The organism is Vibrio sp. CCUG 15886, from assembly GCF_028570825.1.
Taxonomy (GTDB): Bacteria; Pseudomonadota; Gammaproteobacteria; order Enterobacterales; family Vibrionaceae; genus Vibrio; species Vibrio vulnificus_B.
Genome location: NZ_JAQQBT010000003.1, coordinates 156,759 through 169,988 on the forward strand (window position 1 = coordinate 156,759; position 13,230 = coordinate 169,988).

The 13,230-nt window shown below is 47.9% G+C and carries 10 protein-coding genes; 5 read left to right on the forward strand and 5 right to left on the reverse strand.

Annotated elements, in window-relative coordinates; translation table 11 throughout:
- Nucleotides 1–35 precede the first annotated feature (35 nt).
- Both PQQ36_RS09265 and PQQ36_RS09270 read left to right on the forward strand, forming a co-directional pair.
- Nucleotides 36–1,391: a cache domain-containing protein gene (locus PQQ36_RS09265; protein ID WP_011150631.1), complete on the forward strand. Its 1,356-nt coding sequence runs from the start codon at nt 36–38 to the stop codon at nt 1,389–1,391.
- Entirely contained in the window at nt 1,384–2,022 is a 639-nt protein-coding gene (locus tag PQQ36_RS09270; protein ID WP_011080112.1) for a response regulator, read from the forward strand. Before PQQ36_RS09265 ends, PQQ36_RS09270 begins: the two co-directional genes overlap by 8 nt.
- Nucleotides 2,023–2,097: 75 nt before the next feature.
- Here the strand turns inward: PQQ36_RS09270 and PQQ36_RS09275 are convergent, their stop codons facing one another.
- A complete protein-coding gene (locus PQQ36_RS09275; RefSeq protein ID WP_011080113.1) occupies nt 2,098–2,583 on the reverse strand; it encodes a MarR family winged helix-turn-helix transcriptional regulator in 486 nt (161 codons plus the stop codon).
- 393 nt (nt 2,584–2,976) lie between these two features.
- On the opposite strand from PQQ36_RS09275, the gene PQQ36_RS09280 reads away from it, so the two are divergent.
- Nucleotides 2,977–4,548, forward strand: coding sequence for a BCCT family transporter (locus tag PQQ36_RS09280; protein ID WP_273660979.1), 1,572 nt, complete (start codon nt 2,977–2,979; stop codon nt 4,546–4,548).
- Between the two features lie 189 nt (nt 4,549–4,737).
- The gene (locus tag PQQ36_RS09285; protein WP_011150629.1) at nt 4,738–6,621 is read left to right on the forward strand and encodes a methyl-accepting chemotaxis protein; all 1,884 of its coding nucleotides are present in this window, start codon (nt 4,738–4,740) and stop codon (nt 6,619–6,621) included.
- 84 nt (nt 6,622–6,705) lie between these two features.
- Here PQQ36_RS09285 and PQQ36_RS09290 read toward each other — a convergent pair whose 3' ends face one another.
- Nucleotides 6,706–7,422, reverse strand: coding sequence for a 3'-5' exonuclease (locus tag PQQ36_RS09290; RefSeq protein WP_011080116.1), 717 nt, complete (start codon nt 7,420–7,422; stop codon nt 6,706–6,708).
- 3 nt (nt 7,423–7,425) lie between these two features.
- Nucleotides 7,426–9,303 (reverse strand): DUF294 nucleotidyltransferase-like domain-containing protein, encoded by a 1,878-nt coding sequence (locus PQQ36_RS09295; protein WP_273660980.1) that lies wholly within the window; start codon nt 9,301–9,303, stop codon nt 7,426–7,428.
- A 186-nt stretch (nt 9,304–9,489) separates the two neighbouring features.
- On the opposite strand from PQQ36_RS09295, the gene PQQ36_RS09300 reads away from it, so the two are divergent.
- A complete protein-coding gene (locus PQQ36_RS09300) occupies nt 9,490–10,122 on the forward strand; it encodes an outer membrane beta-barrel protein (RefSeq protein ID WP_011150625.1) in 633 nt (210 codons plus the stop codon).
- Nucleotides 10,123–10,182: 60 nt separating this feature from the next.
- Here PQQ36_RS09300 and PQQ36_RS09305 read toward each other — a convergent pair whose 3' ends face one another.
- Together PQQ36_RS09305 and PQQ36_RS09310 are read right to left on the reverse strand one after the other, a co-directional pair.
- Complete coding sequence (locus PQQ36_RS09305) at nt 10,183–11,373, reverse strand: amino acid aminotransferase (RefSeq protein WP_085761182.1); 1,191 nt, start codon at nt 11,371–11,373, stop codon at nt 10,183–10,185.
- 307 nt (nt 11,374–11,680) lie between these two features.
- On the reverse strand, nt 11,681–13,135 hold the full coding sequence (locus PQQ36_RS09310) for an HD-GYP domain-containing protein (RefSeq protein ID WP_273660983.1): 1,455 nt from the start codon (nt 13,133–13,135) through the stop codon (nt 11,681–11,683).
- Nucleotides 13,136–13,230 lie beyond the last annotated feature (95 nt).

The following is a 13,230-nucleotide window of genomic DNA, read 5'->3' on the forward strand; positions in this document are numbered from 1 at the left end:
GGAGTGGAAGCAGTTTCTTTATTAGGGACTGAAGTATGCCACTGAAAGTTAAGTTAATTCTGCTAACATTACTGCCACTGTTGTTGGTTTCTGCCAGCATCAGTTGGATCTCTATTTATCAAGCGAAAACCTTAGGGCATAAGGAAGTGGCGATTTTCAAACAGAGCTTGATAAAGTCGCGTGAAAGCGCACTGAAAGACAGTGTCGATCAAGCATTCGATGCCATCTCTTACATCTACAACAACCCTGATTTGTCTCAAGAGGAAGCGCAGCGCCGAGTCAAAGCGCTGTTGACGCAAATTCGCTATGGTGCGGATGGTTATTTTTTCGCGTACGACAAGCGGGGCACAAACTTGGTTCATCCCATACTGCCCGAACTTGTCGGACAAAACTTACTGCATATCCAAGATCAAAATGGTGACCACTTGATTGAAGCGCTGTTGTATCAAGCGCAAACGGGTGGTGGTTTTCACCAGTATTTATGGCAGAAACCGTCAACAGGGGAGACGGTCCCTAAACTCAGTTATGCGGCTTGGCTGGATAAATGGGATTGGATGATAGGGACGGGTCTGTACATTGAAGACATCAGTGAAGAAGTGGCGAACATGCAGGCCGCTATCAATAAAAATATTGAAACGACATTCTTCTCGGTGGTGGTGATTTTGTTGGTTACGGTCTCGGTCATTGTGGTGCTGACGTTAGCCATCAACCTACACGAACACCGTTTGGCCGATAAAAACCTCAAAGAGCTGGCCCACAAGACGGTGATGTTTCAAGAAGATGAGAAAAAACACCTCGCACGTGAGCTCCATGACGGGATTAACCAACTGTTGGTTTCAAGCAAATGTCATTTGGAGTTGCTGGCGCACAAGGTGCAAGACCCATCGCTAAAAGTGCATCTCGACAAATCTCAACAATCGCTCACCACGGCCATTAACGAAGTTCGTCATATCTCACATCAGCTTCGCCCCAGCGCGCTGGATGACATTGGCCTTGAAGCGGCGTTATCGAGTTTGATGCAAGATTTTCGTTCCCACTCGGGTATAGACATCGACATTTTGTTCGATACGCAAGATGGCCGTTTAAAATCCGAGGTGGCCACGACACTCTATCGGGTGGTACAAGAGTCGCTCAACAACATTGAAAAACACGCAGGTGCGAAAAAAGTGACGGTGATTTTGCAGCAGATGGGCAATATTCTTCAATTACTGATTCGCGATGATGGCTATGGGTTTAACGTCAGTGATGCTTTACGTAAACGAGGCATTGGGCTAAGAAATATGAGAGAGCGAGTGGAGTTCATTGGTGGTGATTTTGAACTAATGAGTGAGCCTGGCTTTGGGACTGAAATAACGGTGTTACTGAATTTAGATGGATTGACCTATGGATAAGCCAATTCGAGTTGTAATAGTCGATGATCATCAAGTGGTGTTGGATGGGTTTATGGCTCGATTGGAAATGGAGCCGGAAATCGATGTGGTTGGCACCGCAAGCAATGGTTTGGAAGCCTTGGACGTGGTGAAACAGCATAAACCCGATGTGGTTTTGATGGACATCAGCATGCCCATTTTGAATGGCATTGAAGCGACCCGAATGATCAAAGCGGAGTGGCCTGAGGCCAAAATCTTGATGCTGACCATGCATGATAATCGCGAATACATCATGAAGGTGATGCAAGAGGGCGCAGTCGGTTACATGCTCAAAGAAATATCGGCGGAGAAAATGGTGCAAGCAATCAAGACCGTCAACCAAGGCTCAACGTATTTCTGTGAATCCGTCACGCAAACCTTGTTCACGCAAGAAATTGTCCCCGCGGCCCAAAGGCCAAATCCACTCAGTCGTCGTGAAGAAGCGGTGTTAAAACTGGTCGCACAAGGACACAGCAGCAAAAAAATTGCGACGTTACTGGAGATCAGCTATCGGACGGTTGAAACACATCGTCACAACATCAAACATAAATTAGATTTGAACTCGACAGCAGAACTGGCGAAGTATGCGCTAGAGCAAGGGCTGATTGAATAGGGGGGGAGCACCCCTATTCAATGTTGCAAATCTCGTGGCCTCTTTGAAAAACATGCCTGCAATGGGCTCGCCGTGTTAAGACTCTTGCTCGGTTTTGGCGATATTGCCAATTTCAAGAATAGGCGCAACGTCTATTTGCTCCGCACTCATCATGCTAGAGATGCGTTGCACCGAAGAGAGTAGCAACGACTGCTCCCACTCCTGCAGTTTTTGAAATTCAGTCACAAAGTTTTCTTGCAATGGCATCGGTGCTTGTGCAAGCAGCGCTGTTCCTGATTCTGTCAATATCGCGTGGACCTTTCGCTTGTCTTCTTGGCTACGTACACGCTGCACATGACCATTCCTTTCGAGGCGATCAAGGATAGTGGTTGCGGTGGCTTGGCTCATGTTGGTGTGATTAGACAACTGACGGATGGTCACCTCACCCAGATCTTTTATGGCCCGCATCAAGATAAGCTGTGGCGCGGTAAGCCCAGACACCTTGTTCAGTTTCTTTGAATGGAGATCGATCGCGCGAATGATTTGACGAATTGCGATCAGGACTTCTTCATGTTTTTCCACTATGGCCAGCCTATCCGATTTTTACTGTTGGGGGTGATTTGCACATATCGCGATTGACTCGACCTTAATTCGTTGAATCCCTTATACATCAAGGGGACGCGTTTGAAATGGAAGAGGCAATAAGAAGCGCATTTTAGCGCATCTTTTGGTAAATTTCACTTCGTTGTGTAATGTTTAGATGTCGAATTATTTGTTGTGTCGTTTAACTGATTATATTGTTCCTTTAATTGAGGTTTAGGCCTGATTTTTGGTGGTAATTTGCATTTTGTGTGCGATTTCTGTTAGGGTATTAGCCGATTTGAAATGGTAAATGTGTTGTTCTCTAACTAATATTGGGCTGTATTTTCAAAATTAGTTAGTGTCTTTTGAAAAGTTATCGTTAAGTGAGTGAGAATGACAAAAGGTATAGATAAGTACAGTATTGACAGTACGGACTACACCGTTGGACAAGATAATGTTCAGCGTTGGGGATTCGATGTTCACAACCCAGTTTTCGGCATCAGTGCTGGATTAGTGGGTCTATTTTTAGTTGCTGCATTAGTGTTGGATGCGCACACGATGAAAACCGCTTTAGACGGTATTAAATGGCAAATCATCGGCGCGTTTGACTGGTTGTTTATTTGGTCGGGCAATATTTTTGTCATCTTCTGTTTGGCGTTGATCGTCTCTCCGTTAGGTAAGATTCGCTTAGGTGGTCGTGACGCAGTCGCGGATTACTCTTTTTTATCTTGGATCGCCATGCTTTTTGCAGCAGGGATGGGTATTGGCTTAATGTTCTGGAGTGTGGCCGAGCCAGTTGCCTACTTCACTGGCTGGTACGAAACACCGCTCAATGTTACGCCAAATAGCCCTGAAGCTGCTAAGTTGGCGATGGGCGCGACCATGTTCCACTGGGGATTGCATCCTTGGGCGATTTACGGTGTTGTTGCACTCTCGTTGGCCTTCTTTACTTACAACAAAGGCCTACCGCTTTCGATGCGCTCTATTTTTTACCCTTTGCTGGGCGATCGTGCATGGGGTTGGGCAGGGCATTTAGTGGATATTTTGGCGGTTGTCGCCACCTTGTTTGGTCTTGCCACTTCCTTGGGATTGGGCGCACAGCAGGCTGCCAGCGGTATCCACCATGTGTTTGGTGTGGAAGCGGGTCTTGGCCTACAAATCGCGGTGATCACCGTGGTGACTTTGCTGGCTGTGGTTTCGGTTGTCCGTGGTATTGATGGCGGTGTAAAAGTCATTAGTAATATCAATATGCTGGTGGCCTTTGCTCTGTTAGCGTTGGTTGGCTTGATTGGTTGGGCGGTCAGTGTTGGTTCCGTCTCTATCACCTTAAGTGCCTATATTGAAAACATCATTCCTTTGAGTAATCCAATTGGTCGAGAAGACGAAGCTTGGTTCCAAGGTTGGACAGTATTCTACTGGGCATGGTGGATTTCATGGTCACCATTCGTGGGCATGTTCATCGCGCGCGTATCAAAAGGTCGCACCGTTCGTGAGTTTATGACGGCGGTACTGATTGTGCCTACGGTGGTAACGCTGCTTTGGATGTCTGTGTTTGGCGGTATGGCGATTGACCAAGTGATTAATGGTATCGGCGAGCTGGGTGCGAAAGGGCTAACCGATGTGCCACTGGCGATGTTCCAGATGTTTGATCAGCTTCCATATGGCACTTTACTGTCGGTTATTGCTGTGGTGTTGGTGTTGGTGTTCTTTATTACCTCGTCGGACTCAGGTTCGTTGGTGATCGATTCCATTACCGCGGGCGGTAAGGTGGATGCACCTGTGCTGCAGCGTGTATTCTGGGCCTTTATGGAAGGGGCGATTGCCGTTGCTTTGCTCTGGGTCGGTGGCACTGAAGCGATACAAGCACTGCAAGCGGGGGCGATTTCTACCGCGTTGCCATTCACCTTCATTTTGCTTGCGATGTGTGTCAGCTTGCTTATGGGTATGCGCACCGAGAAGCAATAACCATTCATCTATCTCTAGCCGACCTCCATGGTCGGCTTTTATTTGTCGTACGGTATAAAAATGACACTGATAATTGCATGGATAACAAAGACTTAACGTACTCTGTTTGCTGTAATAATTAGTGCATCAATTAGGGATTCTGTGTAATATCGCAGGCGAAAATTTGTTCCCCCAACAAGACCTTACGACATGAAATTAACCCTGAAACAAAAGCTCATAGGCGCAAGCCTATCGGCGGTAGTGATCATGGCTACCGTTTTGACTTGGCTGTCTGCTGGACAGCTGTTTGATCAAACCCGCAATGGCGTTTACGCTCGAGCAGAAAGCTTGGGTGTGGCGGCCTCACAAGGCATTTCTGACTGGATTGCGATTCGTAAAGACATTGCTCGCGCGTTTAACGATTACAGTGAAGAAAGCGATGTGGTGCCGTTCTTGCAGCAAGCGCGCAAAGCAGGCGGATTTGACGATATCTTTTTAGGTACGCCAGCAGGTGATATGTACCGCTCTCATCCTGAGCGTAATCGCCCTGATTATGATCCACGTGTTCGCCCTTGGTACAAGGATGCCACAGCCGCAGGCAAACAAATCATTACCACAGCTTATCAAGATGCCATCACCAATGCGCTACTGGTGACCATTGCAGAACCCGTCAACCGTGGTGGTAAAATGGTGGGCGTTGTTGGTGCTGACGTTCTTATCGACCAGTTGATCAATGACGTTATCAACCTCGATGCAGGTGAAAATGCTCATGCGATGCTGATCGATACACAAGATGGCACTTTCCTCGCACACCCAGACAAAAATCTTGCGCTAAAGCCCGTTAACACTTTATTGAAACAATTTACTTTGCAAGATATCGAGCGCTCAGCGTCTCAAGGTAATATTGAAGAAGCGACCATTAACGGCAAACCTAAGCTTTTCTACTTCACGAAGGTGCCTGAGACACCTTGGATGTTCGCGATTGAAATGGACAAAGCGACCGAAGAAGCAAGCCATAGCCAATTATTGCGTGAAATGCTGATCACAGCAGTGTTGATCACCATCGTGGTGATTGTTGCGGTTTCTTGGTTGGTGGGCTTCTTGTTCCGTGACCTAGGCCGTGTATCTAAAGCACTGGAAGAGATCGCTTCAGGTGAAGGCGACCTAACGCAACGTCTTGAGCCTCGCAGCGATGACGAAGTGGGCAAGTTGGCGGAAAACTTCAACCGTTTTGTCGGCAACATGCACACCATGGTGAGCAAGTTGAGCGCCGTTTCGGCTTCGTTGTCTGAGCAGGCAAAAACCACAGCAATGCGTGCAGAAGAGCGTAGTCAGCGCATCTCTCATCAGCAAGATGAGATCAACATGGTGGCAACGGCAGTGAATGAAATGGCAGCCGCAACGCAAGAGATCGCGGGCAATGCCGACCACACGGCGCAAAATGCGGAGGAAGCGGTTTCTGCCTGTGTGCATGGCTCTGAGCAAGTGACACAGACACAAGGTTCGATCCAAAACTTGGCAAAAGAAGTACAAGTGGCGACCAATGTTATCCAAGAGTTGGAAGCACACGGCAATGCCATCAACACCATTCTTTCTACCATTCAAGGGATTGCTGAGCAGACCAACTTACTTGCACTGAACGCAGCGATTGAAGCGGCGCGTGCGGGTGAGCAAGGTCGTGGTTTCGCCGTGGTGGCCGATGAAGTTCGCGTGCTAAGTCAACGTACTCATGCTTCGACCAAAGAAATCCAACACACGATTGAAATGCTGCAAGGTACAACCGTTCAAGCAGTGGGCATTATGGACGACAGCCGCCAGTTAGCGGGCACCAGCGTTGATGATGCGAACTCGGCGGCAGTGAGCTTGACGCAAATCCATACCGCCGTTGAGCGCATCAGTGATATGGCCACGCAAATCGCGTCGGCGGCAGAAGAGCAGGCATCTGTTACTACCGAGATCACACGTAATACTGAAGGGATCCGCGACGTCTCTAACGAGCTCGCGTACGAAGCGCAGCAAGCCGCTTCTCAAGCTGCGATGCTTTCTGAGCTCTCACACGAGCTGGAACAGGAAATCCGACGCTTCAAACTGTAAGCCCTGTTTTTACACACCAAAAAGGAGCTGGTCATTCAGCTCCTTTTTTATGCTCGAAACTTGAGGCTTGTTCTTTTGCCTCGGCTATCGCCACAGCTCTGAAACAGGCGTCTGGGAGGAAAAGTGATGGGCGATCTGTGCTTGGAACAGCTCAGCGGTAGCAATGGCATCGGTGAGTGCGTGGTGCGCGGAGTAATCAGGTAGACCATAGCGACGACGACTTTGGGCTAAGCGGACTGAAGGCAGCGATTTCCCTTTGAGTCGATTCAGCCAGCCGCCAAATTGCTGTTTTGCCCACTGACTTTCAATTTCCATGGTGTCGATCAGGGGAAACTCAATGCCTTCATTGATTCGCTTACGTAACGCGCTATCAAAAAATGGTCGCTCAATATGTTGGTAGTGAACCACCACCACTTTACCCGCTAGGCAATCAAGCACTTCATCCAGTACGTCGATTAAGTCGGGCGCGCGCTGAACTTTGCTGTGCGTAATACCATGAATGACGACGGATTCTTCATGCAACTGGTCTTCCGGTTTGACTGTCCAATAGCGTGCTTGTTGCAGCCGTATTCGGTGTAAATCAAAAGGTACCAGCCCAATGGAAAGAATATCGTGTTGATTGGGATTTAAGCCAGTGGTTTCAAAGTCTAAGGCCACCAGTGGCGTTGAGCCTATCACTGTCTCACCCGAGACGGGCGGTGATTGATAAAATCGGCGCAAGCGCGCATCGGCAACTCGCTGCTGCTTTTGCAGGAATTTGTGCTGCCATTCAAGCTTGGTGGGTTTGAGTAAAGAGATCATAAGCTACTTAAAATGGCTGGAGGCTTGGTAACGAAACTTCAGGAAATTCTGCGCGTTACTCAAAATCTGAAACGCATCTTTTAACGTTCGGCGTTCAAAGTCGGACAGATTTTCCGGCTCAATGTTGTTGTCGGGTTCATTGTCATTTGCCACATCAATAGCTTGATGGCGGATCCGTACCATGGAGATGAACTCCAAGGCATCTTTAAGATTTTGCGCACGACCTTTAGGCAATATGCCCGCATCGATAATGTCATCAAGACGTTCAAAGGAGTTTTTCGCCGTTGAACCGACGGCAAGCGCGTGCACACGAATCAAATCGGCCAAAGGTGCGGTACCTCGACGTTTTAAGTTGATCGAGTTGTTATGTCGACCGTCTTTTTCCATCACAAAATCTTTGAAAAATCCCAACGGTGGTGTGCGATTCAAGGCGTTTCTTGCTAAACAAGCCAAAAAGCGTGGATTGCCTTTGGCACGTTTGACGACAAACTCGGTCAGTTGGTCCGCCCATGCGACTTGGCCGGACACACCGTCAAGGTCAAAGAAAATCGATGCGTTGAGCAGCGCTTTGGGATTAGGATCGTCAATCCAATCGGCAAAGCAATCTCGCCATTGGGCCTTAGTCATACGCCAGATCGGATTCGTAGCCATAATATCACCAGTGCAATACTGATAGCCGCATTCATTGAGCGCATCACAGACGATATGAGCCAGTTGTTCAAAGTATTGACCGTGCACGCTTTCTTGATAGCTGTCATCCAAAATAATCGCGTTATCTTGATCGGTCACCAGCAGTTGCTCGTCCCGTCCCATCGAACCCAGCGCCAAAAAACAGTATCGGATGGGGGGAGGCCCCAATTCTTCCTCAGCCAGTTCGATAATACGCTGCTTAAAGCTTCGTCCAATCACCGACATCGCACTGCCGACCATATGTGAGTTGGCATCCTCGTTGACCAAACGCACGAAACTGGCTTTGACCTCTTGAGCGATTTGGGCCAAGCCTTCAAAACTTTGCTGTTGGAATATCCGGCTAACGAGCAGCAGAGAGTTTTGCGATTCATAACGGACAATGTCGGTGGCTTCAATAATGCCCAGCAGTCGGTCGCCTTGCAAAATGGGTAAGTGATGAACGTTATGGCGTAACATCGTGAGCATCGCTTCATAGACGTAGGCATTGTGATCCAATCGAATCACCTGTGGCGTCATAACCGATGCCACGGCCTCGTTGGGGGATTTTCCTTGAGCCACAACACGAGTGCATAAATCTCGGTCGGTAACGATACCTGCGATAGGATCACGCTTTTCTTCATCGGCTGTTTGTAACACCAAAAGCGAAGAGACTTGTTCATCGGCCATTCTTTGCGCTGCGGTTTGAATGGTCGCGCTGGCATCAATGGTGGGGGCGGTCCGATTGAGTAGGGTGCGCACTTTGGAGGTGGTGAGATCATTGGCCTCATTTACCCCTTTCACCGCTTGGCGAAGTCGTGTGGTTTGTTCCACTTCCACAAAGTCAGCGAAGCAATCGTGCTGTTCATACAACTGCTGAAATATCGCTTCAGGAATGGTGTACACCAAGCAATCTTTGATTGCCGTTACGGGGAAGCGAACACGGTTATTGGTCAACAGGCCCATTTGCCCAAACAGTGCCCCCTCATCGAGACGGTTATAGAGTTCGCCATTTCGGCGGTACACTTCCACCACACCGCTTCTGACCAGAAACAGTTCGTGGATCTCGTCACCCGCGTTAATGATGGGGGTTTGGCTGCGGTAGTAGCCAATCTCGATGTGATGGGCGACGTACTCCAATGTTTCATGAGGCAGTTCGCTGAAGGGCGAGTGAAGGGAAAGAAAGTGAAGAATGTCGCTTAATTCTGCTTCCATAATCAAACCTTTTGGGTTTTGAGCCTATGGTGACCCGTTGTACGCATAAGCACTCCATGGTAGCGCAATTGTGCTTTGAGCTAAATGCAATAAGCCAAATTTCTCGGAAAATGAGCCACTTCGCGTATTTCGTTGTCGATATCGTCTACCCTTAGTTTAGGTAAACGCCAAGGAAAGAGGTTGAATATGATAAAACGCGGTTGGTTTGTCATCCCCATATTATGTTCGATGGGCAGTGTCGCGGAGGAAGCCAATGTGCCAGCTTCTACGCAAGCGACATACAACAGCATCGCATTATGGGTCGGCTCTGGTACGACCAATCAGGATTGGTTGGAAGGGTCGAACGCATCATTTTTTGAAGTGGAAGGCGGACATCTCTATTCCTCGAATGTGCTGGTAAATATGAACTATTCCGCACAATTCTTTCACCCAGACTCCTATACCGTCAGAGTGGATAGAGCACTGCTTTCCGCTGGGTATCGCTACGCACTGCACGAAAAACTCGATGTCTATGCCTTTTATGGCTTGGGAGGATTTCGAGAAGAAGAACGACAAAAAAGTACAGATACCAAATTAAACTCAGAGAAAGGTCTGTTACGCGGTGGCAAAGTGGGTTTTTACTATTTCGCAACGGATAAATTGAGTGTGCAAATTGAAGGCGAGTTCACGCGTAGCGATTGGGTTGATGAAGATAATGCCAAGCTCTCAGTGGCGTATCAGTGGGGAGAGCGATTCGGTAGTAGCGCTTTTTACAAATACCGAGATGCGGGCAAAGACTACATCAATGAAGCAGGCATCTCCCTTAAGTGGGTCTATTAGCGTAAGCGTTCAGAAACAAAAAAGGCCGTTTGAACGGCCTTTTTATCATCATCTTGCGAATTACAGTACCGCAGCGATGGCTTTACAAAGCGGACCCATGTTGGATTTGGTCATGCCCGCAACGCTGATGCGACCAGAACCCACGATGTAGATCGCAAACTCTTCTTTTAGACGAGCCACTTGATCTTTGTTCAAACCAGAGAAAGAGAACATGCCGTTTTGACGCTCGATAAAGCTAAAGTCAGCCGCAACGCCTTCTTCTTTCAGTGTTGCCACAAAAAGCTCGCGCATCTCTTGGATGCGATCGCGCATCTCTGCCACTTCCGCTTCCCACTCTGCACGAAGCGCTGCATCGTTAAGGATGTGAGTCACTACCGCACTGCCGTGCGCTGGTGGGTTTGAGTAGATAGAGCGAATGATCGCTTTCACTTGTGAGAATGCCGTTTCAGCGATCTCTTGGCTTTCAGCCACTAACGTGAATGCGCCTACACGCTCGTTGTACAGACCAAAGTTTTTCGAGAATGAACTTGCTACAAGGATCTCTTTGTTGAATTTAGCGAAGGTACGTAGGCCTTGCGCATCTTCTTCAACACCTTTCGCGAAACCTTGGTAGGCAAAGTCAAATAGTGGAAGTAGGCCCTTGTCGGCAACCAGTTTAGCAAGCACTTCCCACTCTTGTGCTGTTGGGTCGATGCCTGTTGGGTTATGGCAACATCCGTGCAGCAGTACCACATCACCAGCGGACGCTTTTTCAAGGTCGGCCAGCATAGCGGCAAAGTCTTTGTCTTTGGTTTCTGGGTTGTAGTAAGCGTACTCAACCGTTTCTAGGCCTGCTGCGCGGAACACACCATGGTGGTTAGCCCAAGTTGGGTTGCTGATCCAGATTTTTACATCGCCGAGTTGGCGTTTGATGAATTCGCCTGCAACGCGCAGTGCGCCAGTACCGCCAGGTGCTTGTGCTGTTTTTGCACGTTGCGCATTGATTAGCTCAGCATCTGCACCAAACAGCAGTTTTTGAACCGCTAATGCGTATTCTGCTGTTCCTTCGATGGTTAGGTAAGATTTGGTTTTCTCGGTTTCAACAAGCGCTGCTTCCGCTTTCTTTACCGTAGCAAGAACAGGCGTTTCACCTTGTTCTGTTTTGTAGATACCCACGCCAAGGTTAATTTTCTCTGCGCGAGGGTCTTTTTTGAATTCTTCAGTTAGGCCAAGAATCGGGTCCGCGGGAGCGGCAACTACTTTTTCAAACATAATCTTCATCCATGTTAAATCGAAGGGGGTAGGTCTGTTTATGTTTCAGGGCCCAGCGAGACCATGAAACATAATCAGGCATTCACATAACAGCATTTAAGCCTAACCGATAAACATTGAGGCGAAAGGATGAGCCAATCGCAACCGTCTATTTATACCTTTGAGACATAGCGGACACAACAGTTTGTAAGTAGAAAAGTTAAAAAAAATTTGATTTGAAACAGAAGTGCTAATGAATTGCGAGTTTTGCTAATAAAACACCCCAAAACCGCGGGGGAAATTGGGGTGTTAACATGATGTTAGAGGTCTAATGAGTTGCGGAGTCTTGATATTGTGCTGCAATACGACAAAACTGTGCTTCTACCGCTAAAAAGGCGTCGACCACTTGAGGGTCAAAATGCTTTCCTTTGCCATCAAGAATGATCTCTTTGGCTTTATCATGACTAAATGCCGGTTTGTATACACGCTTAGAAATCAGCGCATCGTAGACGTCGGCGAGCGCCATTAATCGCCCAGACAATGGAATCGCTTCGCCGGCCAGTTGATTGGGATAACCAGAACCGTCCCATTTTTCATGGTGAGAGAGGGAGATCTCTTTAGCCACTCGTAAAAAAGAACTGGAGCCCATGCGTTTTTCAGCAATCGAGAGGGCATCAGCGCCAATTTGTGGGTGACCTTTCATGATGTCAAATTCTTCGTCAGTTAATTTGCCTGGCTTGAGCAGCACACTGTCGGGGATACCGACTTTTCCCACATCGTGAAGGGGGGCGGATTTATAGAGTAAATCGATGTAAGTTGGCGTTAGCAGAGAAACGTGTTGTGGGTCTTGGGCTAAATGCTCTGCCAATGCCTTAACGTATTCCTGCGTGCGAATAATGTGGGCACCCGTTTCGTTGTCGCGCGATTCGGCGAGCGCAGCGAGACTGACGATGGCCACATCTCGAGTGGTTTTTACCTCATCTTGCGACGCTTGTAAGCTATCCAACATTTTGTTGGTGAGCGCCGCCATTGAACCCAATTCATCATGCTCGAAAACAGCCAGACGGCATCCTATTGCACCATTGGTCACTTCTTGTAGGGAATGTTCTTGTCGCAACAAAATCTTTTTCATGAGTTTCGACCACAAGAGGAGAATGGCTAGGACATACCCACCTAGTACTACGCCTAAATAGATGAACTCTTTAATGATGCTGATTTTGCCACTGCCATCGAGTAATCTCTCTGGGTTGTGCTCCAGCCAAAAAATGTCTTTCACCGCCACCATGGTCAGCATGGTGGTCAACGCGATGATAAGCAGCGTCATCATCAAAATGAGCTGTTTGATAATCGATTGTCGCTCGCCACTCAGGGTATCTTGGCGAGTGGCATTTTCCTCAAGAAGCTCAAAGCGAAGTAATTTGGCTTTGAGTTGCAGGATCAGTCCAGTAAAAAAGCCAAACAACGTCATACCAAACAGCACTTTTAAATTGCTATCAATGGTGAAGTCATATTGGCTGTTGTAGTAGTAGGCAAGAGGTAAGCTGCCGATAAAAAACAACACGGTATCGAGCTGCGCGTGTTTTTGCTCGCGGATCCATCGGTGTTGAGCAAAGAGAAAGTGTCGGACTGCAAAGACAGCAAGAAAAGTAATAGAAACGTGCACCAGCACTTCTAGCGGTGACAGCGTTGCCAGCATAGGACAAACGCGACCGCCATAAGTACCAAAAACGATGGCAGCAAGCGCATAGAGTTTGAAAGTTAATGGCGCGTTGTAATGAGACATTGTGTAAGCCCTTGTTATTATCATTCGCAGCAAATGCGACTTGGCCAATTCTCTGCTTGATTGAACCTTCAGCATTACGCTGATTGTTCAAAGAA

Bases quoted from the DNA above. Each gene is read 5' to 3' on its own strand.
- PQQ36_RS09270 (WP_011080112.1), top strand. From the start codon at position 1,384: ATGGATAAGCCAATTCGAGTTGTAATAGTCGATGATCATCAAGTGGTG.
- PQQ36_RS09280 (WP_273660979.1), top strand. From the start codon at position 2,977: ATGACAAAAGGTATAGATAAGTACAGTATTGACAGTACGGACTACACC.
- PQQ36_RS09310 (WP_273660983.1), bottom strand. From the start codon at position 13,135: ATGTCTCATTACAACGCGCCATTAACTTTCAAACTCTATGCGCTTGCT.
- PQQ36_RS09290 (WP_011080116.1), bottom strand. From the start codon at position 7,422: ATGATCTCTTTACTCAAACCCACCAAGCTTGAATGGCAGCACAAATTC.
- PQQ36_RS09285 (WP_011150629.1), top strand. From the start codon at position 4,738: ATGAAATTAACCCTGAAACAAAAGCTCATAGGCGCAAGCCTATCGGCG.
- PQQ36_RS09305 (WP_085761182.1), bottom strand. From the start codon at position 11,373: ATGTTTGAAAAAGTAGTTGCCGCTCCCGCGGACCCGATTCTTGGCCTA.
- PQQ36_RS09300 (WP_011150625.1), top strand. From the start codon at position 9,490: ATGATAAAACGCGGTTGGTTTGTCATCCCCATATTATGTTCGATGGGC.
- PQQ36_RS09265 (WP_011150631.1), top strand. From the start codon at position 36: ATGCCACTGAAAGTTAAGTTAATTCTGCTAACATTACTGCCACTGTTG.
- PQQ36_RS09295 (WP_273660980.1), bottom strand. From the start codon at position 9,303: ATGGAAGCAGAATTAAGCGACATTCTTCACTTTCTTTCCCTTCACTCG.